Origin of the sequence: Verrucosispora sioxanthis (genome assembly GCF_010560025.1) — a bacterium.
Classification (GTDB): Bacteria; Actinomycetota; Actinomycetes; order Mycobacteriales; family Micromonosporaceae; genus Micromonospora; species Micromonospora palythoicola.
Genome location: NZ_SAIY01000006.1, coordinates 95,708 through 119,183 on the forward strand (window position 1 = coordinate 95,708; position 23,476 = coordinate 119,183).

The following is a 23,476-nucleotide window of genomic DNA, read 5'->3' on the forward strand; positions in this document are numbered from 1 at the left end:
TCGCCTGGCGACCTCACCCCACCGACCGGTCCCGCCTCGGACACCAGAGCTGATGCCCGAGGCGGGAGAGACGGCGGAGCGGTTTTTCCGGCTGCCGTCAGTAGTCGTCGCCGCAGGAGTGACCGGCGTTGCTGCCGATCGGCACGAACGCGATGGTGTCGAACGCGACCGCGTCGAAGTTCTGCGTGTGTGCCGTCCCGACATTGTTCAGTTGCACCTGCGCTCCCCGACCCAACTCGTACGAGCCCAGGTAGACCCACTTGTCCTCGCCGAGGTTCGCGGGGTTCGGGTTCGGGATACCGCCGGGCAGCGCCCAGCCGGCTTCCTCGGCGAGATCGAGCGCACAGGTTCGCTGTTCGCCGATCGTGCCCGTGGTGATCAGGTACTCGGCGTTGTGGTAGTCCGCGCCGTGGCTGGGCACGTGGGCGACGATGTCGTAGCGGGCGCGTTCCCCGGGTACCAGATCCAGGTTCGGCGTCCAGGAGCCGACGATACGGCGCTTCGGGTTGCTGCTGTTGACATACGTGAACCAGATGTGGCCCTTGTAGCCCGCGCCGATCTGGTGCAGGTCGATCTCGGCGTACGGGGCCGTGCCGCCGCCGGCCGGAAACCCACGGCGGATGGTGAACTTGCCGTCAGTCGCGCCGATGTCGCACCCGAGGTTGTACTGCCCGGTGTCGTTCAGCGAGTAGACCATCGACATCCGCTTGTTCCGGTTGCGGTTGCCGTTCTTGTCGCCGGTGAACGTCTCGCAGTTGCGTGGGTAGATGCGCTTCACTCCCGGCTCGGCGGCGCCGGACCCGTAACTGAGTTTTTCCCGGGCGCACTCCTCCATCAGGCAGTTGCCCGACGTCGCGTGGCCGTGCCACCAACAGGCTTCGGAGTCCGCCGGGCAGCCGTTGGTGGCCGGCGAGCAGCTGTTGACCTCGGAGCAGAACGCGTAGCGGTCCGGGATGGACAGCACCTTGGTGAAGCGGTCCGGGTAGATGGGCGAGTTGGAGCTGTACTCCGGATGCGAGTACGCCTCAGTCATGATCGGGAAGCCCTTCATCTGCGGCGTCTCCACCCAGCCCATGATCCGCTCTGGGTACGCCCAGTCGTTGGGCCGCTCGGCGTCGGCCATGGTCGCGCGCAGGAACGGCTCCCGGTTGGCCGGGTACCTCGGGTTGGCCGGGTTGTTGAACCACCCGATCCCGAAATAGCCCTTCTGGAGGTCGGTGTTGCGACGGTCGTACGGGTAGTAGCCGCTGTTGTACGCCCAGACGGCGAGGAACCAGTTCTCGACCCAGGTCGGGTCGTTGTTGTTCATGTAGCTCTTGTACGCGTTGAGCTCGGTGTTCATCTGGTTCCACTTTTCGATCAGGATGTTGAGCCCGGCGGCGAGGTTTGCCGCGTAGTCAACGGCGATCGCCCGGCGCTGCGTGTCGGTGAACACGTTGCTGTCCACCCGCATCCCGTCGGTGACCTGACCGATGCCGTACCCGCAGTCGGTCTTGCTGTAGTCGATGACGTCGAGATTGTCATGGTTGCCGTAGTAGCTGGCGATCAACGGGTTGCCGGTGTCACCGGGTACGACCCGCCACGACGCCTGGGACAGGTTCGTCTCCTGGGCCAGGACGGCGAGCATGATCTGAGCCGGCACCCGACCGCCGCCGACGAGCTGGCGCAGCGGGAACAGACCCTGGGGTTGGTACGCGGGCAGGCCGGCCTTCAGGTAGTTCGCCGGCCGGGTGACGTTGAGCCGTCCGTGTACGGCCTGGTTGACAGCCCACTCGACCATGTCCGGGCTGGGTTGCAGGGGCTGCACCCGGGGGTCGTTGCGCGGGATCGCGCACGTCGGGCTGCCGACGTCGGCCGCACTCGCGGCGGCGCGGCCCGACGCGATGCCGGCGCCCAGTTCGACGTCGAGCTTCGGTGCCAGGGTGGTGTCCAGCGTGTGGACGGCACCCTGCCCGCTGACCGTGGCCCGCACCGCCACCCGTACGTCACCGGCGTCGGCCGGGTCCGCGGGCCGCAACGGCTGGCCGACCGCGCGCATGCTCTGCTGCGTGACCACCTCCTCGGCGATGAGATGCCCCTCGGCGGAGAGTGCGCGCACCTGCCTGACCGCCGGGAGGACGCTCAGCTCCGGCATGCTGCCGCGCATGCTCACCTGCCCGACCAGGGCGTTGCGACCGCCGCGCTGCCCGAAGAGCTGGAGCCGCTCTCGGGGGCCGGTCGCGGTGACGGTCAGCCGGCCGTCCCGGAACCGCTGGGCGACCGCCTGCTCACCGTCCACGCTCACCAGGTCGATGCCGCTGCCGGCGGTGGCCTGCACGGCGAACGGTTGGCCCTGCGGCCGGGCCAGTCGGGTGGTCTTGCCGGTGGCCTCGACGCGCACCAGCTGACCGCCGAGGATGCCGTAGTCGCCGTCAGGCGCCGGGGCGGGCGTGGTGAGTTGGCCGTCGACGCGACGGGTCTTGGTCACCCGGCCCTCGGCGGCGTCGACGGTGAGCAGTTCGGTGGTGAGCGCGAAGTCGTCACCCACGGATCGGGTGAGCAGGGCCCGGTCACCTGGCCCGCAGGCCGGGTTGAAGTAGGCCAGCTCGACACCGGTCGCCACGTGGGTGGCCTTGCCGGTGGCGATCTCCACCACCGCCGCGAGGGCACCCGCGCGGGACAACTCCGGCTTGTTGGCGGCCTTCTTGGGCGCGAAGACGGCGACGGCGTACCGACCGGACCCGGTGACGCAGACGGCACCCGTCCACGGACCGACGGCGAGTGAGCTGGACGTCAGAGTGGCCAGGGTGGACCACCCGAACGCATCGGACTCCCGGGCCACGTAGAGGTGGTATCCGTCGGTGTCACCGGCCCCGGTCACCAGCACGTCGGTGGACTTCCGCCAGGCCTTGCCCAGCGCCTCGTCCGGTGCGGTGAAGGCCGCCGGCGCAGCTTGCCGCTCCGGCTCGGCCGCGCCGGCCGGAGCCGACACCTGCACTCCTGCGGCCGGTATCACGACCAGAGCGGTCGCGGCGGCGATCAGGCGCCGCAGTTTCCTCTTCAGTGAACGCACGATTCCCCCGTCATTACACTGTGGATGGTCATCTTCTTACGGCCGGTGCGGGTCAGCGCCACGAAGTGCACGCGTTGTAGCCGCCGGAGGGAAAGTCCATGTCCGGGTCGACGCCCTTGTGGCTGCCGCAGAACTTGACCGACTGCTGCCAGTCGACCATCGGCGTGGTGTAGTTTCCCTCGTTGCCCATCTGGAAGAAGTCCGCTGCCTCGTTGACGCCGCCGTACTCGCTCTGCGTCCAGAGCTGCGCGTAAAGGAAGCTGATGAGTTCGGGGGCGTTCAGCTCACCCCACATGGCCTTGCAGGCCGGGCTGTACCACAGGTCGCCGCGCGTTGGCTGGGTCACGTCCGGATCGACGAGAGTGAAGCCGTTGATGGCAAAGGCGCCGTCCCGACAGCCCTGGGCCGCCGCCATCTTGCCGCGACACGCCGCTCCGACACAACCGGGTGCGGCCGCTGCCGGAGCGGGCGGTAGCAGGAACAACATCCCAAGGACAAGAACGGACAAATAGGATAAGTGCGCGCGAAAGTCGCTCACGTTTCCCCCGTGTGGTGACTACCGACAAGACATCGAAAGTCTTACAGCTTTGACTCCGTGACACAACGTTGACCCCACTCAGACGCAGTGCTAGCTTGGCCCGGTCGCACGGGGTCCGATGTGGCCACGGTGCACGACGACGGGGGACACGCATGACGGACCGGGACGGAGCTGAAGCGCGCCCGTCACCGCGGTTTGGCCGGCGCGGATGGATCCTGCTGGCAGGGCTGACCCTGTTGGTCGTGGTCGCGGCCGGCCTCGGCGGGGCAATGTGGAACGACGAGCGCGAACCGGCCGGCACCGCCGGGCCGGCGGGGCTCACACCCGTCGCACCGACAGGCGATACGCCGCAGGTGCCGGAGCCGGCACCCAGCGGCGAGGCGAGCGACCCGCCGTCCGCCGCCCCGCTGCCGCCCATCCCGGGCACCACTGTGGAATCCGTCGCAGCCGGATGGCGCAAACGCTGGGACACCCCACCGAAGGCTTCCAGCCGTGGCTACGACACCACCGCGCCGATGCCCGGCACCGGCCTCCGCACCCGCTACGGCGTGCTCAAGAGTCCAACTGGCGACGGCGAGTCGGTCGCCACCCTGTTCTGCCTGGTCCCTGACAGCAAAGTGGACATCAACGAGCGGTTCCTCAAGGCTGTGGTCGACGCCTGTCTCGCTCCCGCCCTACGGTCGGAGGAGCCGGCGGCTCTGCTGTCCTGGCTGGCCCAGCAGGACTATTCGGCCGACGTCTATGAGGAACTACCGCTCACCCGGTTCGACGCGACGGTGACGGCCGTGCGGGGCAGCTTCTCCCTGCACCTGAGGTCTAAGGGCCGAACGGGTCAGGCCGACGCTCCAGCAACTGGTGCAGGGTCTGCTGGATAGTCTCCCGTACCTGGTCGGCGAGGTTGAACACGACAAGCGGATCGTCCGCGGAGTCCATCAGGTGCTCCGTCGGGATCGGCGGGCAGAACTCGATGAGCCACTTGCTCGGCAACGGCACCATGCCCAGCGGCCCGAGCCAGGGGAAGGTCGGGGTAACCGGGAAGTACGGCAGCTTGAGCAGTCGGGCCAGTGGTTTGATGTCGGCGAGCATCGGATAGATCTCCTCGCCGCCGACGATGGCCACCGGGATGATCGGAGTGCCGGTGCGCAGTGCCGCCGAGACGAAGCCTCCCCGACCGAAGCGTTGCAGCTTGTAGCGTTGCGCGTACAGCTTGCCGACGCCCTTGAAGCCCTCCGGGAAGACGCCCACCAGCTCGCCGTGGCGCATCAGCCGCTCGGCGTCCGGGTTGCAGGCCATCGTGCCGCCGGTCTTGCGGGCGATCTCGGAGACCACCGGCATCCGGAAGACCAGATCCGCACCGAGCAGCCGCAGGTAGCGGTGGTCCGGGTGCTCGTGGTGCAGCGCGGTGGAGAGGATCAACGCGTCCAGTGCCACGGTGCCGGAGTGGTTGCCGACGATCAGCCCTGCCCCGTCCGTGGGTACGTTCTCCAGACCGGTGACCTCGGTACGGAACCAGTCCCGGTAGAGCCGGCGCAGCAGGGGATGGAAGACCGCTCCGGTCAGGTCGCGGTCGAAGCCGAACTCGTCCACCTCGTAGTCGCCCGCCAGCCGGCGGCGCAGGAAGGCCAGCCCGGCGGCGACCCGGCGGTCCCAGACATCGCCCGCCTGGTCGGAAGCGGCCGGACGGTGCCCGTTGCGTCGCGTCGGGTCGGGAGCCACCGGCGCCGGCACGGCGTACCGGCCGTCGAGGCGTGCCTCGTCGTGTCGTTCCTCGGGCCCGGTCACGACCGCTCCCGGACGGCGGCCCGAACCTGTCGGATCTGGTCCAGCACCAGCTGCTCGGCGGCGGCCAGTTGGTCCCGGGTCACCACGGCGCGCCCGTGATGTGCCCGGATGAAATCGTCGAAGGCGGCGGCGGTCGAGCGGGGCGTGAAGGCGTACTCCCGCTCCAGCCGGGAGATGTCCACCACCCGTCCGTGCACGAAGAGGTCGACCTGGTCGAGGCCGTAGCGACCGAAGCCCATGACCCGGGCCAGCGCGACGGCACCGGACAGGCCCGGCTCCAGCACCGGCACGGCGACCCGACCGGCTCGACGGATCGCCTGCGACAGCGCGAGCACGCCGGGCCCGGCGACGTTGAAGGTGCCGGGATGATCACCGACGACCGACCGGTGCAGCACCTCCAGCGCGTCGTCGAAGTGCAGGAACTGCAACCGGGCGTCCCGGCCGAAGATGGTCGGCACCACCGGCTGCGCGAAGTAGCGGGTGAGCGTGGTGTCCGCCGTCGAGCCGATGAACGGTGCGAAGCGCAGCACGGTGGCGGTGACGTCACCGCGTCGACGACGAAAGCCTCGGACGTACCCCTCAATGTCGAGGATGTCGCGGCCGAAGCCGCCCCGCGGCACCTCACGCGGCTCGGTCTCCTCGGTGAAGACGGCCGGATCGCGGAACGAGGCGCCGTACGCCGCGGTGGAGGAGCGGACCACGATCTTGCGTAGCCGTGGTGCCCGTTGGCACGCGGCGAGCAGCTGCATGGTGCCGATGACGTTCTGCTCCTTCATCGCCGCCCGGCCACCGTGTTGCGGATCAGGGGAGCTGACCAGGGCCAGGTGCACCACGGTGTCCACGTCGAGGTCGGCGAGGAGGCCACCGACCGAGCCGGCGTCGACCCGGATCCACTCCACCTGGTCGAGCAGTGCGTCGACCTCGGGCCCGGGCTCCGACTGGTCGATGCCGATGACCCGGTCGATCCTCGGGTCGGCGGCGAGCCGGGCGGCGACGTGCGCGCCGAGATAGCGACTGGCCCCGGTCACGACGACGACCCCCGGAGGGCTCTGGGAGCCACCGGGGGTCATGTCTCGCACCCACCCCGGCAGGTGGGACCGAGCCGGGGCAGCCACGGCCTGATCACCTGAGCCTCCGAGGGTCGACAGTTGGCAAGGGACGGACGCCGGGACCAGGCCCGGCGTCGGTCACTTGCCGAGACGGCGACGCTGGACGCGGGTCTTGCGCAGCAGCTTGCGGTGCTTCTTCTTAGCCATGCGCTTGCGGCGCTTCTTGACCACCGAGCCCATACGACAGCCTTTCGATGCAACGTGCGGCGCGACCGGGAGGACACCACGAACCCGTGGCGTCGGCGACCGCTTGCGGACAGGGACCGGACCGGCGGGAAGGGCGGCGGAGCGCACCAGCGGTCACGATCGGAGTCCAGCGTAGCGAAACTGCGTCAGCAGGACCAACGCGCCCCCGCTCGATGCCCGTTCCACCGGGCCCACGTGACCCGGCCGCACCAGGGTCAGGCGGTCTCCTGGAAGGCGCCGCGCAGGTACTCGTGGACCGCGTGCTCCGGCACCCGGAACGACCTGCCCACCCGCACCGCGGTCAGCTCGCCGCTGTGCACCAGGCGGTAGACCGTCATCTTCGACACCCGCATGACCGTTGCCACCTCGGCGACGGTCAGGAACTTGACCTCCGACAGCCGACCGTCGGACTGCGACCCGGCCATGGCTCACCCGACCCATCCCATGCCCGGCGCGTGCCGCCACACGGGTCCTCCCGCGCGGCCGGCGACGCGCGTGTTACCAGTACGGTAGCGGGACGGCTGTGACCGGCGCGATCCCTTCCTGCAACTGATCATGGATCGTGCCGGTGCGGCGGCGAAAAACCCCTGGTCGGGTAGCGTCCTCAAGATTCTGGCGACGATCAACCTCGGCCGCGGGTATCGGGGAGGTCACTCGGCGCGCAGGGCCACCACCGGATCGAGCCGACCGGCCCGCTGTGCGGGTACCACCCCGAAGACGATGCCGACCGCCGCCGAGACGCCGAAGGCCAGGGCCAGCGACCACCAGGTCACCGCCGCCGGGATGGGTGAGAGCGCGGCCACCAGCAGCGCGCCGCCCACCCCGAGGGCCATCCCGGTGAGCCCACCGACGGAGGTCAGCAGCACCGCCTCCAGCAGGAACTGCACACCGATGTCCCGGGGTCGGGCCCCGACCGCCTTGCGGAGCCCGATCTCCCGGGTCCGCTCACGAACCGAGACGAGCATGATGTTCGAGACGCCGACCCCACCGACCAGCAGCGAGATGCCCGCGATGGCGGCCAGCACGCCGGTCAGGATGCCGAGGATGTCACCCAGCACACCGAGGATCTGCTCCTGGGTGACGGCGCTGAACTCGGTACCCGGGTGTCGGCCGTTGAGTTCGGCCACGATCCGGTCACCCAACTCGTCGATCCGTTCCCGGTCCGGCGCCTTCACCGCGATGGCGTCGACCCGCTGGGTGCCGTAGAGCCGCTGCGCCGCCGTCACCGGCACGTGCACCTCGTCGTCCCGGTCGACCCCGAGGCTCTGCCCGAGCGGGGTGAAGACACCGATCACCCGGAAGCGGACACCCGCCACGTTGATCTGCTGGCCGACCGCCTCCCGGTCCGGGAAGAGGGACCGGGCCACCGCGTCGCCGAGCACCGCCACCCGCCGGCCGGTGTCGACATCGGCACGGGTCAGGTAACGGCCCCGGCCCAGTTCCCGGGCGAAGACCGTCGGGGTCGTCTCCAGCACCCCCTGGACGGTCGTGAAATCCTCCCGGTTCCCGGCCCGCACAGTCGCGCCCGAGGCGACCGTCACGGCCACCCGGTTCGGATCACCGACCACCCGCCCGACCGCGTCCACGTCCTGCAGGGTGAGTGGGGACAGCGCCGGCGCGCTGCCCATGTCCAGCCGTCCCGGAACCACCAGCAGCAGATTGGAGCCGAGCCCCTCCACCTGCTGTTCCACCCGCTGCTTGGTGCCGGTGCCGATGGCCACCAGCAGCACCACGGAGGCCACCCCGATGACCACCCCGAGCATGGTCAGCGCGCTGCGCATCCGGTTCGCCCGCAGCGCGTCCCAGGCCACCCGCCACGCCTCGGCCAGCCTCATGTGCCGGCCCCGCCGTCCGCCGCGCTGTCGGCGACGACCACACCGTCCCGCATCGCGATGCGCCGCCGGGCCCGGGCCGCCACCTCCGCGTCGTGGGTGACCATCACCAGCGCCACCCCGGACTCGACGTTGAGTCGTTCCAGCAGTTCCAGCACGGCCGCGCCGGTGGTGCTGTCCAGGTTGCCGGTCGGCTCGTCGGCCAGCAGCACGGTCGGGTCGGTGACCAGGGCCCGGGCGATCGCCACCCGCTGCTGCTCGCCGCCGGAGAGTTGGTTGGGCCGGTGGTGCAGCCGGTGCCCCAGGCCGACCCGGCCGAGCATCGCGGCGGCGCGCTCCCGCCGCTGGCGCGCGCCCACCCCCCGGTACACCAGCGGCAGCGCCACGTTGTCCACCGCCGAGGTACGCGGCAGCAGGTGGAACGCCTGGAACACGAAGCCGATCGTCTCGTTGCGCAGCCGGGCCAGCTCCGGAGCGGACAGGCTGCCCACCTCCCGGCCACCGATCACCAGCCGGCCGCCGCTGGGCCGGTCCAGGCCGCCGAGCAGGTGCATCAGCGTGGACTTGCCGGACCCGGAGGGCCCGATCAGCGCGACGTAGTCGCCGGCCCCGACGGTCAGCGACACACCCCGCAGGGCGGGCACCGAGACCCCGTCCAACTCGTACGTCCGGGACACGTCGAACGCCTCGATGGCCGGACCCCGGCTCACCCGATCTCCTGGCCCTCGCGGACCTGGTCGGTACCCCGGACGACGATCCGGTCCCCGGCCTGCACCCCGTCGACGATCTGCACCAGGTCCTGGCCCTGCACGCCGACGGTGACCACCGCCTGGTCGGCACGGCCGTCGCGGACCAGCCAGACGGTGTCCCTGCCGTCGACCGAGAAGAGCGCCGACGCGGGCACGGTCACCGCGTCCGCCTCCTCCCGGACCCGCAGTCGCAGCACCGCGTTCATTCCGGGGCGCGGGGTGGGCGCCGGCTCGGCCTCACCGAAGCTGCCCGCGCCGAGCGCGAGTCGTACCCGGTAACTCACCCCGCCCCGGGCGGAGGTGCTGGGCAGCACGTCGATCGAGCGGACCGTCGCCGGGTAGCTGGCACCGGTGACGGCGTCCAGTTCGACGGTGCCGGTCAGCCCGGGCCGGACCAGCAGCACGTCCGTCTCGTCGACCTCGGCGAGCAGACCCAGGTCGCGGGTGTCGACCACGGTCAGCACCGCGGTGCCGGCGGTGACCCGACCACCCACCGGTATCGCGGTGTCCACCCCGGGCGGCGGGCCGGCCGGCGCGCCGAGGGCCTCCGCACCGACGCCCGCCGGCATCCCACCGGACTCCAGCAACCCGGCGAGCGCCCCCGCCGAGCCGCCGCCGCTGCTGACGCCGCCCGGTTGCACCACCCCGGCGATCGGGGCGCGCAGGGTCAACGCGTCGACGGTCGCCTTGGCCAGGTCGTACGCCTGCTGAGCCTGGAGTCGCTGGGCGGTGGCGAGCGCGCTGACGGCGGAGTTCAGGTTGCGCACGCCGCGCTGCACCTCCCGTACCGCCCGGTCGGCGGCCCGGGCCGCCGCGTCGTACCGCCGCTGTGCCGCCTCGACCTGGGTGAGCAGCGCCTTACGCAGCTCCGGGTCGTCGATCCTCGCCGCGGCGGCGCGGGCGGCGGCGTGGGTCTGCTCGGCGGCCCGGTCGGTGCCGCGCAGGGAACCGACGAGGTCACCGCCGCCACCGCCACCACCGGCGCGCTTCGCGGCGTTCAACGCGTCACGCGCCTGGCGGAGCCGTTCCCGCGCCGACGGTGAGCTGATCACGGCGAGCACCTGGCCCCGCTTGACCTGCTGCCCCGGCTTGACCCGGAGTCGGGCCAGCGTGCCGTCCGCCGGGGCGGTGAGGGTGGCCGCCGCACGCGCGACGACGGTGGCGGGGGCGTCGATCTCCTCCGCCACGGCCGCTCGGCCCGCGGCGGCGAGGGTGATCGACGGTTCGTCGCCACCGCAGGAGGCGGCGGTGGTGACGGTCAGCACGGTGACGGCGAGCAGGACGGTGGGCAGACGGAGCCGCATGGCTGGCAGCCGCGGCGAGTCGGAGCGGCGCACGCGACACATGCTACGAGTCGCTGTCGATGTCGGCCCTGCCAGGGCCCCAGGTCAGCGCACGGCCTTGCGGACGTACGCGGCGCACTCCTTGCGCAGGCTCGCCCAGGACTGACCGAAGATCTCCTCGGTGGTCTGCGCCGGTGGCCGCAGGTCGTACACCACCGCCTTGAAGAAGGCGAAGGCCCGCTCCTCGCCGAAGCGGTCGACCAGATGCCGGAAGGCGAGGTACGCGATCCCGTAGTTGCCCGCAACCTGCTCGTGGGGTGCGTCGTCGGCGGGCATGAGCTTGTCCAGCTTGCCGTTCCAGTCGTCCTGCACCAGCCGTCGGGTGGGCACCAGCCCCTCGTACCGCGCGACCGACTGGCCGTCGGCACCGGCGTGCTCCGCCAGCCCCTCGATCAGCCACCAGGCCGAGTTGTCCCAGTAGTCCTTGTCGGGCAGCGAGGCGGTGTGGGCCAGCTCGTGGCGGAGCAGCTCGTCGAGCCCGGGACCGTAGTCGAGCGTCTCGGGCGCCAGCACCACCTCGTGGTGCCCGCCGCCGACGTTGATTGCGTACCCCGCGCCCCATTCCGGTTGGTCACCGCCGTACCACCGTTCCCACTCCTTGCGCCCGGCGTAGAAGACGCGGTACAGGTCGGGTGCCGTGCCGGTCACGACGTAGGTGTCCGCCACCTTCGCCGCCGCCTCGGCCCGCTTCAGCAGGCCCGGCAACCGGTCGCGGTGGGCCGGCGTGCTGGCCACCATCACCCGCTTCCCGACCAGAACGGCCAGCTTGCTGACCTCCCAGGGCAAAGCACCGGGCTGGCCGTTGTAGCGGCCGTTGACGGTTGCTGAGGACTTCGACTTGAGCAGGGTGAGCAGCCGGGGTTCCGCACCGTCGCGCCACCGGGTCTCGACCACCATCGGGCTCGGTTGACAGTTCGGTACGACGAAGCAGTACCGGAACTCGATCGACACCCGCCACTCGCCCGCCCGACCCGCGGAGGTGGGCAGGCCACTCGGCCGCCCCTGCCAGTGCGTGACCCGTAGGGCCCTGAGCGCGTCGAACCGACGACGCAGCTCGGGGCGTACCGCCGTGGCCGCGATCGCGGCGAACGCTGACCGGTCACCACCGAGCAGGGCGGCGGCCTGCTTGTCGAGTTGCGCGGTGATCCGTTCGGCGACCTGTCGGGCGGCGGCCGTGGTCGGGTTCTCCGTCGGCGAGGCGGCGGTCGCCGGCTCACCGACCTCGACATCGGACGCTCCGCCGGCCAGCAGCACCACCGGAACGCCGACACTCAGGGTCAGCAGCGCCGCGACCATGGCGGTCCACAGTGGCCACCGTCGACGTCGCCGGCTTTCGGTCTCCGGACCGGCGGGCGGCCCCTCCACCGCCGGAGCAGACGCCGGCTCCGCCGTATCCCCTTCCGGTGTCGCACCGGTCGGCGCTGGCTGATCGCTGCCCACAGGGCCCCCGTGATCCACCGGCGAAGGGTACGGCCTGCGGTGGCGCCGACGGAAGGGCGATCGACCGACGCCGTCCCGGTCGGTACGTTCAGGCAGGACCGGGCGCCCTCGATTCGGGCCAGGACGAGAACGCCACGCCCAACGCGGCGATCATCTGGTCGAAGGAACGGTCGAGTTCCCGGGGCAACCCGAAGCCACCGGCCGCCTCCAGTGCGACGAAGCCGTGCACGGCCGCGCGGAACATCCGGACTCCGTCCACCGCGGCGTCGCCGTGGATGCCGTACCCCCGCAGAATGGCGTAGACCACGCCGACCGCCCGCTCCCCGGCGGCCAGGTGCGCCGGGTCGGCCGGATCCGGTACCCGCTGGGTGGCCGGATAGCGGCCGGGGTGCCGCCGGGCGTACGAGCGGTAGGCAGCGGCGACGGACCGCAGCGCGTCCTCGCCGCTACGGCCGGCGGCGGCCGTGGTCATCTCGTCGGCGATCTCGGCGGTGGCCAGCGCGGACAGTTGCTGCGTGAGCGCCTCGACGCCCTTGATGTGCTTGTAGAGGCTCGGCAGCGCCACGCCGAGCCGGTTCGCCAACGCGGCGAGGGTGAGCCGGTGGTATCCGACCTCGTCGACGAGCCGGGCCGCCTCGCGCACCACCACCTGCGCGTTGAGCCCGGCCCTAGGCACGGTTCGCCGCCGCCAGGAAGCCGACCAGTTCCGCCGCCATCGCCTCCGGACGGTCGGCGTGCGGATAGTGCCCGGCGTCGGTGATCATCCGTGCCTCGGCGACCGGGAACAGCCGCCGGGCGGCCCGCGCCTCGGCGCCCGGGTCCGGGAAGTCGGGGTCCTTCGTGCCCATCAGCACCAGCACCGGCTGGCGCACCTGCGGGGCGCGGGTGGTCCAGTGCGGCCGCACCGGATGGATCACTCCGCGCACGGGCGCCATCCGGCCGGGGCGGCGCAGCGCCGCCACCAGCTGCCGGCGGTACTGCGCGTCGTCGGTCGGCCGGTGCACGGGAAAGAGCGTGCGGTGGAACAGGCCGAACAGCCGTGGACTGCGCAGCACCACGGTCTGCGCCAGCCGCAGGAAGGGGTTGAGCCTCGGCTGGTTGACGAACGCGCCGACCAGCACGATCCCGTTGACCAGGTCCGGCGCGTCGGCGGCGGCGAAGACCACGGCCGCGGCGCTCGACGAGTTGCCCACCAGGACGGCCGGTCCGCCGCCCAGCTCACGAACCACCGCGAGCAGGTCGCCGCCCACCTCCACCGGCGCGTACGAGGGCCAGTCGGCGCTGGAGTCGCCGTGCCCGCGTACGTCGACCGAGGCGACCTGGTAGCCCGCCGCCACCAGCAGCGGAATCAGATGCCGGTAGGAGCCGCGGTTCTCCCCCATGCCGTGCGCGAGCACCACCAGCGGCCCCTGCCCGTGCACCTCGTACGCGATCCGGCCTGCGGCACGCTCCACCCAGCTAGTTGTCATAGCCAGAAGGCTAATGGCATTAGCCAACAACGTCAAGGTTGCGCCCCGCACCGCCGACCCTGTCGACCGGCGGTGCGGCCACGGACGAGGACTACTTCCTGGAGCTGAGCGCGCGGGCGAAGAACGCCAGGTTGGCGGGACGCTCGGCGAGCCGGCGCATCAGATAGCCGTACCAGTCGTCGCCGTAGGGCACGTAGGTGCGCACCGTGTAACCCTCGCCGACCAGGCGGGCCTGCTCCTCGGGGCGGATGCCGTACAGCATCTGGAACTCGAAGCGGTCGGGGTCACGGTCGAACCAGCGTGCCCGGTCCTCACCGATCGCGATCAGGCGTGGGTCGTGGGTGGCCAGCATCGGATAGCCGTCCCCGGACATCAGGATGTTTAGGCACCGGACGTAGGACTTGTCGACCTCGCGGGCGGACTGGTACGCCACCGACTCCGGCTCCCGGTACGCGCCCTTGCACAGCCGCACCCGCGACCCGGCCGACGCCAGCTCGCGACAGTCGGACTCGGTGCGCCGCAGGTAGGCCTGCAGCACCGCGCCGGTCGACGGGTGGTCCTTGCGGAGCTTGGTCAGGATGTCCAGGGTCGAGTCGGTGGTGGTGTGGTCCTCCATGTCCAGGGTGACCGTGGTGCCCGCCGCCTCGGCGGCAGCGCAGATCGCCCGGGCGTTGTCGTACGCGAGCTGCTCGTCGAACGCCTGGCCGAGCGCGGAGAGCTTCACACTCACCTCGGCGGCGGGCGTCAGCTTCGCCTCGGCGAGCATCCGCAGCAACGTGAGGTACTCGTCCCGGGTGGCGTTGGCCTGTTCACCGGTGACGGTGTCCTCGCCGAGATTGTCGAGGGTGACCGCGAGACCGTCGTCGACGAGTTCGCGGGTCGCGCGCAACGCGTCGTCGGTCTTGGCGCCGGCGACGAACCGGCGGACGACGTCCCGGGAGAACGGGGCCGTCGCGACGAGCCGCTCGACCCGGGTTGACCGGGAGGCGGCGAGGATGACGGAACGGAGCATGAGCCGAGCGTAACGCCCACCCGACCGCCAGGTACCTTCCCCGTCACCCCCCGGCCCGGGGCGGACGGGATGGCGTTCATCGGTTACAACCATGTCGTGGAACAACGCCCTCGCCGCCGACTCCGATCGGCCTCCGTGCAGCTTGGCGCCATCACCGCGCTGGCGCTCGCCCTCTCCGGCTGCAACATGACCTCCGACGACGACGATGACGACTGCGCCCTCGGCCCGGCCGGCGGCGGGGAGACGGTGGCCCTGGCCCTGCGGGTGCCGGCCCCCGCCGCCGAGACCGGCGCCGGCCGTGCCGCGCCCGAGCCGGTCGGCGCGGCCGTGCCCGAGCGCGGCGGCTTCGGCACCCACCTCGCCTCCTGCGGCGGCTAGGCGTGCGTCGCGAGACGACCACACCCCGCCCCGACTGGGACACCACCATCCGGGAGCAGGGCCTGGTCTACGTCGACACGGAACTGCCCGACGGCGGGGTGATGTCGTACTGGGACGAGACCGCCACGTACGCCTTCGAGCTGGACGAGGTGCTGCGGCTGGAGGAGGCCACCGAGGAGCTGCACCGCATGTCGGTGGCCGCCGCCGAACACGTGGTGGCGCGTAACCGGTACGCCGATTTCGGCATCCCGGCGTGGGCGGCCGAGGCGGTCGCCCGCTCGCTGCGGGAGACGCCGCCGACCCTCTACGGCCGCTTCGACCTCTGGTACGACGGCAGCTGGCCGCCGAAGCTGCTGGAGTACAACGCCGACACCCCGACCGCCCTGGTCGAGGCGAGCATCATCCAGTGGTACTGGCTGGAGCACACCCGACCGGACCTGGACCAGTGGAACAGCCTGCACGAGCGGCTCGTGGGCGGCTGGGCGAAGATCGGCGCCGAGCTGTACGACCGGCGGGTGCACGTGGTCTGGTCGAACGAGGAGGAGACCGGCGAGGACCACATGACCGCCGGCTACCTGGCCGAGACCGCCCGCCAGGCGGGGCTGGACGTCGAACTCCTGCCGATCCAGGATCTCGGCTGGGACGGCCGGCGTTTCATCGACACCGACGACCGCCCGGTCACCACCTGTTTCAAGCTCTACCCGTGGGAGTGGATGCTCGCCGAGCCGTACGGCCCACTGGCGCTGCGGCCGGGCACCCCGACCACCTGGATCGAGCCGGCCTGGAAGCTGCTGTTGTCCAACAAAGCGCTGCTGGCCGTGCTGTGGGAGTTGTACCCGGGGCACGAGTTGCTGCTGCCGGCGTACCTCGACTCGCCGCGCGGCATGTCCGAGTACGTCGCCAAGCCGCTGCTCGGTCGGGAGGGCGCCGCGGTGCGGATCGTCACCCCGGGTGGCGAGATCAACAATCCGGGCGACTACGGCGACGAGGGCTACTGCTACCAGGAGTTCCGGGCGCTGCCCGAATTCGCCGGGAGCCGTCTGGTGCTGGGCAGTTGGACAGTCTACGGGGAGTCGGCGGGTGCCGGGCTGCGGGAGAGCGCGAGCCTGATCACCGACGGCTACGCGCGGTTCCTGCCGCACTACATCGACGCGCCACGCCCGCAGTGAGTCGTCTACCGTTGGGGCGTGAACTTCGACGCGTACGCCCGGACCGGGGTTGACCTCGTCAACGCGCGCCTGGACGATCTCGACGATCTGCGCGCCATCTTCTGCGACGACCAGGAGTGGATGCGCGACGAGGTCGCGGAACGGGACCTGCCGACCTTCCGGCGCGCGCAGAAGCGGCTGCGTGACGTCTTCGAGTACGGCACCTCGGGGCGCGACGCCGAGGCGGTGAGCGAGCTGAACTCCCTGCTGGAGGCGTTCCCGGTGCAGCCGCGCATCTCGGGGCACGACTCCAGCGACTGGCACATGCACGTGACCAGCCGGGGCGCCTCGGTCAGTTCGGAATATCTGGCCGGCGCGGTGTGGGGCCTGTCGGTGTGGCTGTGCGAGTACGGCAGCGCCCGATTCGGCGTCTGCGCCGACGACCGCTGCGGCAACGTCTACCTGGACACCTCGTCGAACTGCTGCCGGCGGTTCTGCTCGGAGCGCTGCGCCACCCGCTCACACGTGGCCGCGCACCGGGCCCGCAAGCGGGCCGCCGTGCCCAGCCAGCCGGACCCGCTGGCGCCGGTTCCCTGACCTGCGATCACGGGCCGTCCCGGCCCGATTCTCAGGCGTCGACCGGTGACGGCGTGCTGAGGTGCTGCCGGGCGAAGGCCAGCGCCTCGCGCAGGTCCGCCTCACGGACCTGCCGGCTCTTCGCGCCCCGGGTGGTCACCTCCACCGCCACCGAACCGGTGAAGCCCCGCCCGGCAAGCGAGCGCAGCAGCTCGGCGCAGGGCTGGTTGCCGCGCCCCGGCACCAGGTGCTCGTCGCGTCCCTCGCCGGTGCCGTCGCCGAGATGCACGTGGGCCAGCCCGTCGCCCATCCGGTCGGCCATCGCCAAGGCGTCGCTGTGCGAGGCCGCGCAGTGCGACAGATCCAGGGTGTACGAGGCGTAGCCGGCTTCGGTGGGATCCCAACCAGGCACGTACGGGACGAACTGGCGGCCGGCCATCCGTACCGGATACATGTTCTCCACCGCGAACCGGAGGCCGCCGAACTCGCCGGCCACCCGGTCGAGCCCCTCGGCGAAGCCGCGTGCGTACTCCCGCTGCCAGGTGAACGGCGGGTGCACCACGACGGTCGGCGCCTCCAACGTCTCGGCCAGCACCGCCGCCCGGCGCAGCCGCTCCCACGGGTCGGGGCTCCACACCCGCTGCGTGACAAGCAGACACGGTGCGTGCACGGAGAGTACCGGCACTCCGTAGTGATCGGACAGCCCGCGCAGTGCGCCCGCATCCTGGCTGACCGCGTCGGTCCACACCATCACCTCAAGGCCGTCGTAACCGTGCGTGGCGGCCAGCTGAAACGCCGCCGCGGTCCGCTCAGGGAAGACCGAGGAACTGGACAGGAGCACCGGGACGCGGGAAGTCACGCCATCGAGGGTAGCCGGGATGCGGTCGGGCATCATGACGAGAACCGGCAAAACAGACAGCCGGGACGATCAGCATCACACCGGAGTCAGTCGATCCAGTCGGCTGAGGATCACACCCTCCCGCAGCGCCCACGGACAGACGTCGAGCGCGTCGATCCCGAGTCGACGCATCACCGACTCGGCGACGACGGCACCGGCCAGCAGTTGGTGGGCGCGCCCCGCGCTGACCCCCTCCAGCTCGACAAGCTGCGCGGGCGGGATGTGCCGGATGAACCCGAGCACCTGTCGCAGCCCGGACCGGGTGAGCCGGCGGCGGGCCCAGAGCCCGGCCCCGCTGGGTGCCGCACCGGCGAGCCGGGCCAGCGTACGGAACGTCTTGGAGGTCGCCACCGACCGTTCCCAGCCCACCTCGGTCATCCGCTCGACCACCGGATCGAGGTGGGCGTCGACGTACTCCCGCAACTGCTCCACCGTCTCCGGCGCGGGCGGGGCGGTGCTGTCCGGATCCACGTCGAGCCGGTCCCGGGTCAGCCGACCGGCACCCAGCGGCAGCGACACCGCGACGTCCGGATCCTCGTCGATACCGGCCGCGATCTCCAGCGAGCCGCCACCGATGTCCAGCACCAGCAGCCGCCCGGCGGACCAACCGAACCACCGCCGGACCGCGAGGAAGGTCATCCGCGCCTCGTCGGCGCCGGAGAGCACCTCCAGCCGTACCCCGGTGGAGTCCCGCACCCGGGTAAGCACCTCCGCCGCGTTCGTGGCGTCGCGTACCGCGGAGGTGGCGAAGGCGATCAGGTCGTCGACCTCCAGACCGGCGGCTGACGTACGCGCCGCCTCCACCGCCGTGACCAGGGCGTCGGCGCCGGCCTCGCGAAGGGCGCCGTCCGGTCCGATCTGCTCGGCGAGACGCAGCACCGCCTTCTCCGAGTGCGCCGGCCACGGGTGCGCGCCACGGTGGGCGTCGACCACCAGCAGGTGCACCGTGTTGGAACCGACGTCGAGGACACCCAGTCGCATGGGAGAACCCTAGGCCCACCCGGTTCGCGCCACTCGGCGACCTGCCCGCCGCACCACGCGTACGCTGGCCGGGTGACAGGGCAGATCGAACTCCGTGTGCTGGTGGACGACCCGGCCGACCCGCGCAGCCGGGAGGTGCCGCTGGACTTCCCCCGGGAGTGGATCGAGTTCGTCGACCCGGCGGACGAACGACACCTGATCCGGGCCGACCTCACCTGGTTGCTGTCCCGGTGGACCTGCATCTTCGGCAAGGGCTGCCACGGCATCATCGCCGGCCGGGCGGCCGACGGCTGCTGCTCGCACGGTGCGTTCTTCACCGACTCGGACGACGAGTCGCGGGTACGCGCCGCGGCGAAGCGGCTGACCCCGCAGACCTGGCAGCACTATCGGCGTGGGTTCAAGAACTGGACGGCGAACGACACCGTCGACGGCAAGACACCGGCCCGGCGTACCGCCACCCGCGATGCCGACGGGCCCTGCGTCTTCCTCAACGACGCGGACTTCCCGGGCGGGGGCGGCTGTGCACTGCACGCCCAGGCGTTGCGCGACGGGGCGCATCCGCTGGAGTACAAGCCGGATGTGTGCTGGCAGCTGCCGGTCCGCCGGGACCAGGAGTGGGTGAAGCGCCCGGACAACACGAAGGTGCTGGTGTCCACGCTTGCCGAGTTCGACCGGCGCGGCTGGGGTGCCGGCGGGCACGACCTCGACTGGTGGTGCACCTCCTCCACCGACGCGCACGTCGGTGCCGACCCGATGTACCTGTCGTACGCCCCGGAGCTGACCGCGCTCGTCGGCGAGCCCGCGTACGCGAAACTGGCCGAACTGTGCGCGGCGCGGACCCGGCAGGGCCTCGTCGCCCCGCACCCGGCCGACGGCGCCTGACGCGCGGGCGTCACGCGGAGTCCACCCGCCGGTCGGCCTGGCCACGCGCCGAGGCAAACAAGCTCTCACACCGGGTAACCATCCGCATCCGACCCGACCAACCCCCTCGCCGCCTTTGCTCTGCTTACCTATACGCACAGGTAGCTCTGCGTGGTCGGCGTTGCGCACGTCAGCCGCGAAGCGACCACATAAGTCCTGGTCAGCGAGTTGTGCGTATACGTAAGCAGAGCAAAGGAGCGGAACAGAGCACTGGGTAGGCGGCTGTGCGGTTACGCAACGCAACTACACCAGGTCGTGACAGGCCGTCATCAACGACGGCGGTCAGGAGCGGGTACGGCCGGTCCGATCAGGGCTCGAACTTGTAGCCGAGACCGCGCACCGTGACGATGTGGCGCGGGGTGGAGGGCTCCGGTTCGATCTTCGAGCGCAGCCGCTTCACGTGCACGTCGAGCGTCTTCGTGTCACCGACGTAGTCGGCACCCCAGACGCGGTCGATCAACTGGCCCCGGGTGAGCACCCGACCCGCGTTGCGGAGCAACAGTTCGAGCAGCTCGAACTCCTTGAGCGGCAACTGCACCGCACCGCCGTCGACGGTCACCACGTGCCGCTCGATGTCCATCCGGACCGGACCGGCGGCCAGCGTCGGCGCGCCCGACTCGGGCGCCTCCGGGCTCTGCCGGCGCAGCACCGCGCGGATCCGGGCGACCAGCTCCCGGGGCGAGTACGGCTTGGTCACGTAGTCGTCGGCCCCGATCTCCAGGCCGACCACCTTGTCGATCTCACTGTCCCGAGCGGTGACCATGATGATCGGCACGTGCGAGCGCTGGCGCAGCTGCCGGCAGACCTCGGTACCGGACATCTCCGGCAGCATCAGGTCGAGCAGGACGATGTCGGCGCCGGTCCGGTCGAACTCGGTGAGGGCCGACGTCCCCGTGGCGGCCACGGAGACCTCGAACCCCTCCTTGCGGAGCATGTACGACAGTGCGTCCGAGAACGACTCCTCGTCCTCGACCACCAGAACGCGACTCAACGGCGTTTCCTTTCATCGGTCGGACCGGGCGGGCGCCCAGCCTGATCCAGGTGCGGTTCAGACCTGCCGGAGCTCGGCCGGACCGGCCTCGATCCCAGCAGGTGGCAGTGTCGCCAGCAGGTCGTCCGGCGGACGGGCGGGCAGCCGGAGAGTGAACGTCGACCCACCACCAAGAGTGCTCGCCACCTCCACCCGGCCGCCATGGTTGCTCGCGATGTGCTTGACGATCGCCAGCCCGAGGCCGGTGCCGCCGGTCGCTCGCGACCGCGCCTGGTCGGCCCGGTAGAACCGTTCGAAGATGCGGTCGACGTCGGTGGGGGCGATGCCGATGCCCTGGTCGGTGACGGCGATCTCCACCTGCTCCCCGGCGGTCCGGGCGGCGATCCGAACCGTGGTGTCCTCGCCGGAGTAGTTCAGGGCGTTCTCCACCAGATTCGCCACCGCCGTGGCGAGCTGGTTGTCGCTGCCGTACACGGTCAGGCCCCGCTCCGCCTCGACGGTCACCTCGATCCGGCGGGCCGCGGCGGCGGTCCGGGTGCGGTCGATCACCTCGGAGATCACCCAGTCCACCGCGACCGGCTCGGGAGCCGGCTGCGGTTCGGCGCCCTGAAGCCGGGTCAACTCCAGCAGCTCCTGCACCAGCCGCCCCAACCGGGTCGACTCGTGCTGGATCCGCTCGGCGAACCGCCGGGCGGCGACCAGGTCCTCGGAGAGATCCGGCCGACCCTCACCGGCCGGCTCGGTGGCGTCCAGCAGCGCCTCGGCGAGCAACTGCAACGCACCGATCGGAGTCTTCAGTTCGTGGCTGACGTTGGCCACGAAGTCGCGGCGTACCCGGGCCAACCGGTGTGACTCGGTCACGTCGGCCGCTTCCACCACGATGTAGCCGTTGCCCAGTCCCATCGCCCGCAGGTGCACACCGAGCGGGTTCTCTCCGGCGTTGTCGCGGCCCCGGGGCAGGTCGAGCTCGATCTCGCGCCGCACACCGGTGCGCCGTACCTGCCCCGCCAGGGTACGGACCAGCGGATGCGCCATGATCGAACCTGGTCGGCCACCGGTCCGCAGCAGCCCCATCGCCCGCGCGGCCGGATTGACAAGTACGGGCACATCGTCCGCGTCGAGCACCACGACTCCCGCGCGCAGCGAATCGATCGCGCGGCGGCCGAGCCCGACCTGCACTTCGTCGACGATCGCGAGCCTCCCCTTGCCGAACGGGACCATGCGGGACAACCAAAGGCCGGCGACCACCCCGACCACCAGGGCCGCCGCCACACCCACCGTCACCGCCCACGTCACTCGGCGATCGTAGGGTCATTGTTAACCTGGCTATCGCCCAGAACAGGACGAAGCACTCTCACTTCCGGGAAAGTTCACCCGCGCGTCCGGCGCAGTTCATCAGCGTTCACCTCCGGTCCGCCCGGGAGTCATAGCTTGGCGGGCGTACCTGCGCGAACACCCGCCGGCGGGATCGCCGGCCCCGATGGACAGGACGTGAGAATGCGCGACGAGTTCCGGGCCGAACTTGAGGCCGTCAGCCAACTGCTTGTCGAGATGGCCGAGGGAGTTCGGGCGGCGCTGCGACAGGCGACCCGGGCCCTGCTCACCGCCGATCGCCGGGCGGCCGAGTCCGTCATCGAGCGGGACGCGGAGATCGACGGACTGTACCGTCAGGTGGAGGAGCGGGTCTGCGACCTGCTGGCCCGCCAGGCACCGGTCGCCTCCGACCTACGCGCCATGATCACCGCGCTGCACGTGGCCGCCGATCTGGAACGGATGGGTGACCTGGCCGACCACGTCGCCAAGACCGCGTTGCGCCGGCACCCGTCCCCGGCCGTGCCGGCCGAGTTGCGTCCGGTCTTCACGGACATGGCCGGCATCGCCGACCGGATGGCCGAGAAGATCGCCTCGGTGCTGGCCCACCCCGACGCCGATCTCGCCGCCGAGCTGGACCGCGACGACGACGCCATGGACGAGCTGCACAAGGGGTTGTTCGGGGTGCTGCTCGGCGCGGACTGGCCGTACGGCGTGGAGACCGCCATCGACGCCACCCTGCTGGGTCGCTTCTACGAGCGCTTCGCCGACCACGCCGTCAACAGCGCCGAACACGTGGTCTACCTGATCACCGGCGAACCGGTCACCTCCCCCTGAGGCGCGAGGAAGGGCCCCGGTCAACGCAGGGGGCCCTTCCGACAATCGGGCTCGGCCGGCTCAGCGGCCCTGGTTGGCCACGGCGGCGGCAGCCTCCTTGGCGGCCTCCGGGTCGAGGTAGGTCCCGCCCAGCGTCTGGGGACGCAGCAGCGGGTCCAGGTCGTAGCGGAGCGGAATCCCGGTGGGGATGTTGAGCTTCGCGATCGCCTCGTCACTGATCTGGTCCAGGTGCTTGACCAGCGCCCGCAGCGAGTTGCCGTGCGCGGCCACCAGCACCGTGCGGCCGGCCAGGATGTCCGGCACGACCGAGTCGTACCAGTACGGCAGCATCCGCTCGACGACGTCCTTCAGACACTCGGTACGCGGCATCAGCTCGGTCGGCAGCAACGCGTACCGCGGGTCGCCGACCTGCGACCACTCGTCGTCGTCCGCGATCGGCGGCGGCGGGGTGTCGTACGAGCGACGCCAGAGCATGAACTGCTCCTCGCCGTACTCATCCAGGGTCTGCTTCTTGTTCTTGCCCTGCAACGCGCCGTAGTGGCGCTCGTTGAGCCGCCACGACCGGCGCACCGCGATCCAGTGCCGGTCGGCGGCGTTCAACGCCAACTCGGCGGTCCGGATGGCGCGGCGCAGCACACTGGTGTGCACCACGTCCGGCAGCAGGCCGTGCTCGCGCAGCAGCTCGCCGCCGCGACGCGCCTCGTCCTCCCCCTTCGCGGTCAGGTCGACGTCGACCCAGCCGGTGAAGAGGTTCTTGGCGTTCCAGTCGCTCTCGCCGTGGCGCAGCAGGACCAGCGTCCCGACGGTGGGTCCCTCGCTAGCTGTCATGCCGATCATCCTGCCGCAACCCGCTGGGGCACGCGCGCGAAGGGTGGTGACGACCAACACGTGGAAATGCGGGTGACCTTGATTCCGGCACACCA

24 protein-coding genes are annotated in these 23,476 nt (G+C 71.1%); 6 read left to right on the top strand and 18 right to left on the bottom strand.

What is annotated here, in order from left to right:
• Nucleotides 1-97: 97 nt before the first annotated feature.
• Nucleotides 98-2,971: a hypothetical protein gene (locus ENC19_RS18910; protein WP_328824303.1), complete on the bottom strand. Its 2,874-nt coding sequence runs from the start codon at nt 2,969-2,971 to the stop codon at nt 98-100.
• A gap of 133 nt (nt 2,972-3,104) precedes the next feature.
• Nucleotides 3,105-3,539 (bottom strand): hypothetical protein, encoded by a 435-nt coding sequence (locus ENC19_RS18915; protein ID WP_164448469.1) that lies wholly within the window; start codon nt 3,537-3,539, stop codon nt 3,105-3,107.
• Nucleotides 3,540-3,832: 293 nt separating this feature from the next.
• Between ENC19_RS18915 and ENC19_RS18920 the strand changes: the two genes are divergently transcribed.
• Nucleotides 3,833-4,465, top strand: coding sequence for a hypothetical protein (locus ENC19_RS18920; protein ID WP_164448470.1), 633 nt, complete (start codon nt 3,833-3,835; stop codon nt 4,463-4,465).
• On the opposite strand, the gene ENC19_RS18925 is transcribed toward ENC19_RS18920, so the two are convergent.
• The 11 genes from ENC19_RS18925 to ENC19_RS18975 all read right to left on the bottom strand — a co-directional run bounded on the left by ENC19_RS18925 (nt 4,407) and on the right by ENC19_RS18975 (nt 14,512).
• A complete protein-coding gene (locus ENC19_RS18925) occupies nt 4,407-5,306 on the bottom strand; it encodes a lysophospholipid acyltransferase family protein (protein ID WP_164448665.1) in 900 nt (299 codons plus the stop codon). The two genes, ENC19_RS18920 and ENC19_RS18925, sit on opposite strands and share 59 nt — an antisense overlap.
• 62 nt (nt 5,307-5,368) lie before the next feature.
• Nucleotides 5,369-6,442 (bottom strand): NAD-dependent epimerase/dehydratase family protein, encoded by a 1,074-nt coding sequence (locus ENC19_RS18930; protein WP_164448471.1) that lies wholly within the window; start codon nt 6,440-6,442, stop codon nt 5,369-5,371.
• Between the two features lie 117 nt (nt 6,443-6,559).
• Nucleotides 6,560-6,661: a 30S ribosomal protein bS22 gene (locus ENC19_RS18935; protein ID WP_007465623.1), complete on the bottom strand. Its 102-nt coding sequence runs from the start codon at nt 6,659-6,661 to the stop codon at nt 6,560-6,562.
• A gap of 221 nt (nt 6,662-6,882) precedes the next feature.
• Entirely contained in the window at nt 6,883-7,092 is a 210-nt protein-coding gene (locus tag ENC19_RS18940) for a helix-turn-helix domain-containing protein (protein WP_007465625.1), read from the bottom strand.
• Nucleotides 7,093-7,317: 225 nt separating this feature from the next.
• Nucleotides 7,318-8,502, bottom strand: a complete 1,185-nt coding sequence (locus tag ENC19_RS18945; protein ID WP_164448472.1) for an ABC transporter permease — start codon at nt 8,500-8,502, stop codon at nt 7,318-7,320.
• Nucleotides 8,499-9,209: an ABC transporter ATP-binding protein gene (locus ENC19_RS18950; protein ID WP_164448473.1), complete on the bottom strand. Its 711-nt coding sequence runs from the start codon at nt 9,207-9,209 to the stop codon at nt 8,499-8,501. Before ENC19_RS18950 ends, ENC19_RS18945 begins: the two co-directional genes overlap by 4 nt.
• Nucleotides 9,206-10,594 carry an efflux RND transporter periplasmic adaptor subunit gene (locus tag ENC19_RS18955; RefSeq protein WP_164448474.1) on the bottom strand — a complete coding sequence of 463 codons (1,389 nt, stop codon included), beginning with the start codon at nt 10,592-10,594 and terminating at the stop codon, nt 9,206-9,208. The genes ENC19_RS18950 and ENC19_RS18955 overlap by 4 nt, the downstream gene beginning before the upstream one ends.
• A gap of 42 nt (nt 10,595-10,636) precedes the next feature.
• Complete coding sequence (locus tag ENC19_RS18960; protein ID WP_164448475.1) at nt 10,637-11,887, bottom strand: M1 family metallopeptidase; 1,251 nt, start codon at nt 11,885-11,887, stop codon at nt 10,637-10,639.
• A 232-nt stretch (nt 11,888-12,119) separates the two neighbouring features.
• Nucleotides 12,120-12,707 (bottom strand): TetR/AcrR family transcriptional regulator, encoded by a 588-nt coding sequence (locus ENC19_RS18965; RefSeq protein WP_164448476.1) that lies wholly within the window; start codon nt 12,705-12,707, stop codon nt 12,120-12,122.
• Nucleotides 12,700-13,500, bottom strand: a complete 801-nt coding sequence (locus ENC19_RS18970; RefSeq protein ID WP_164448477.1) for an alpha/beta fold hydrolase — start codon at nt 13,498-13,500, stop codon at nt 12,700-12,702. The genes ENC19_RS18965 and ENC19_RS18970 overlap by 8 nt, the downstream gene beginning before the upstream one ends.
• Nucleotides 13,501-13,591: 91 nt before the next feature.
• A complete protein-coding gene (locus tag ENC19_RS18975) occupies nt 13,592-14,512 on the bottom strand; it encodes a proline dehydrogenase family protein (RefSeq protein ID WP_164448478.1) in 921 nt (306 codons plus the stop codon).
• Nucleotides 14,513-14,647: 135 nt separating this feature from the next.
• Between ENC19_RS18975 and ENC19_RS18980 the strand changes: the two genes are divergently transcribed.
• From ENC19_RS18980 to ENC19_RS18990, 3 genes are read left to right on the top strand one after another with little or no spacing between them, the layout of a single operon-like run.
• Entirely contained in the window at nt 14,648-14,890 is a 243-nt protein-coding gene (locus tag ENC19_RS18980; protein WP_164448479.1) for a hypothetical protein, read from the top strand.
• 2 nt (nt 14,891-14,892) lie between these two features.
• Complete coding sequence (locus ENC19_RS18985) at nt 14,893-16,059, top strand: glutathionylspermidine synthase family protein (protein ID WP_164448480.1); 1,167 nt, start codon at nt 14,893-14,895, stop codon at nt 16,057-16,059.
• 18 nt (nt 16,060-16,077) lie between these two features.
• Nucleotides 16,078-16,635 carry a CGNR zinc finger domain-containing protein gene (locus ENC19_RS18990; RefSeq protein WP_164448481.1) on the top strand — a complete coding sequence of 186 codons (558 nt, stop codon included), beginning with the start codon at nt 16,078-16,080 and terminating at the stop codon, nt 16,633-16,635.
• A gap of 31 nt (nt 16,636-16,666) precedes the next feature.
• On the opposite strand, the gene ENC19_RS18995 is transcribed toward ENC19_RS18990, so the two are convergent.
• The gene (locus tag ENC19_RS18995) at nt 16,667-17,473 is read right to left on the bottom strand and encodes a sugar phosphate isomerase/epimerase family protein (RefSeq protein WP_216592841.1); all 807 of its coding nucleotides are present in this window, start codon (nt 17,471-17,473) and stop codon (nt 16,667-16,669) included.
• A gap of 75 nt (nt 17,474-17,548) precedes the next feature.
• Nucleotides 17,549-18,493: a Ppx/GppA phosphatase family protein gene (locus tag ENC19_RS19000; RefSeq protein ID WP_164448482.1), complete on the bottom strand. Its 945-nt coding sequence runs from the start codon at nt 18,491-18,493 to the stop codon at nt 17,549-17,551.
• Nucleotides 18,494-18,565: 72 nt separating this feature from the next.
• Between ENC19_RS19000 and ENC19_RS19005 the strand changes: the two genes are divergently transcribed.
• Nucleotides 18,566-19,375 carry a hypothetical protein gene (locus ENC19_RS19005; RefSeq protein ID WP_164448483.1) on the top strand — a complete coding sequence of 270 codons (810 nt, stop codon included), beginning with the start codon at nt 18,566-18,568 and terminating at the stop codon, nt 19,373-19,375.
• A 346-nt stretch (nt 19,376-19,721) separates the two neighbouring features.
• Here the strand turns inward: ENC19_RS19005 and ENC19_RS19010 are convergent, their stop codons facing one another.
• Together ENC19_RS19010 and ENC19_RS19015 are read right to left on the bottom strand one after the other, a co-directional pair.
• Entirely contained in the window at nt 19,722-20,405 is a 684-nt protein-coding gene (locus tag ENC19_RS19010) for a response regulator transcription factor (RefSeq protein ID WP_093403456.1), read from the bottom strand.
• Between the two features lie 57 nt (nt 20,406-20,462).
• Nucleotides 20,463-21,701, bottom strand: coding sequence for an ATP-binding protein (locus ENC19_RS19015; RefSeq protein ID WP_373688930.1), 1,239 nt, complete (start codon nt 21,699-21,701; stop codon nt 20,463-20,465).
• Nucleotides 21,702-21,902: 201 nt separating this feature from the next.
• Between ENC19_RS19015 and phoU the strand changes: the two genes are divergently transcribed.
• Nucleotides 21,903-22,553 carry a phosphate signaling complex protein PhoU gene (gene phoU / locus ENC19_RS19020; protein ID WP_164448668.1) on the top strand — a complete coding sequence of 217 codons (651 nt, stop codon included), beginning with the start codon at nt 21,903-21,905 and terminating at the stop codon, nt 22,551-22,553.
• Nucleotides 22,554-22,613: 60 nt separating this feature from the next.
• On the opposite strand, the gene ENC19_RS19025 is transcribed toward phoU, so the two are convergent.
• Complete coding sequence (locus ENC19_RS19025; RefSeq protein ID WP_164448484.1) at nt 22,614-23,381, bottom strand: phosphoglyceromutase; 768 nt, start codon at nt 23,379-23,381, stop codon at nt 22,614-22,616.
• Nucleotides 23,382-23,476: the final 95 nt, after the last annotated feature.

Coding starts and splice junctions, on each gene's coding strand:
- ENC19_RS19025 (WP_164448484.1), bottom strand. CDS start 23,381: ATGACAGCTAGCGAGGGACCCACCGTCGGGACGCTGGTCCTGCTGCGC.
- ENC19_RS18975 (WP_164448478.1), bottom strand. CDS start 14,512: ATGCTCCGTTCCGTCATCCTCGCCGCCTCCCGGTCAACCCGGGTCGAG.
- ENC19_RS18945 (WP_164448472.1), bottom strand. CDS start 8,502: ATGAGGCTGGCCGAGGCGTGGCGGGTGGCCTGGGACGCGCTGCGGGCG.
- ENC19_RS18915 (WP_164448469.1), bottom strand. CDS start 3,539: ATGTTGTTCCTGCTACCGCCCGCTCCGGCAGCGGCCGCACCCGGTTGT.
- ENC19_RS18970 (WP_164448477.1), bottom strand. CDS start 13,500: ATGACAACTAGCTGGGTGGAGCGTGCCGCAGGCCGGATCGCGTACGAG.
- phoU (WP_164448668.1), top strand. CDS start 21,903: ATGCGCGACGAGTTCCGGGCCGAACTTGAGGCCGTCAGCCAACTGCTT.
- ENC19_RS18960 (WP_164448475.1), bottom strand. CDS start 11,887: ATGGTCGCGGCGCTGCTGACCCTGAGTGTCGGCGTTCCGGTGGTGCTG.
- ENC19_RS18955 (WP_164448474.1), bottom strand. CDS start 10,594: ATGTGTCGCGTGCGCCGCTCCGACTCGCCGCGGCTGCCAGCCATGCGG.
- ENC19_RS18930 (WP_164448471.1), bottom strand. CDS start 6,442: ATGACCCCCGGTGGCTCCCAGAGCCCTCCGGGGGTCGTCGTCGTGACC.
- ENC19_RS18940 (WP_007465625.1), bottom strand. CDS start 7,092: ATGGCCGGGTCGCAGTCCGACGGTCGGCTGTCGGAGGTCAAGTTCCTG.
- ENC19_RS18935 (WP_007465623.1), bottom strand. CDS start 6,661: ATGGGCTCGGTGGTCAAGAAGCGCCGCAAGCGCATGGCTAAGAAGAAG.
- ENC19_RS19000 (WP_164448482.1), bottom strand. CDS start 18,493: ATGCGACTGGGTGTCCTCGACGTCGGTTCCAACACGGTGCACCTGCTG.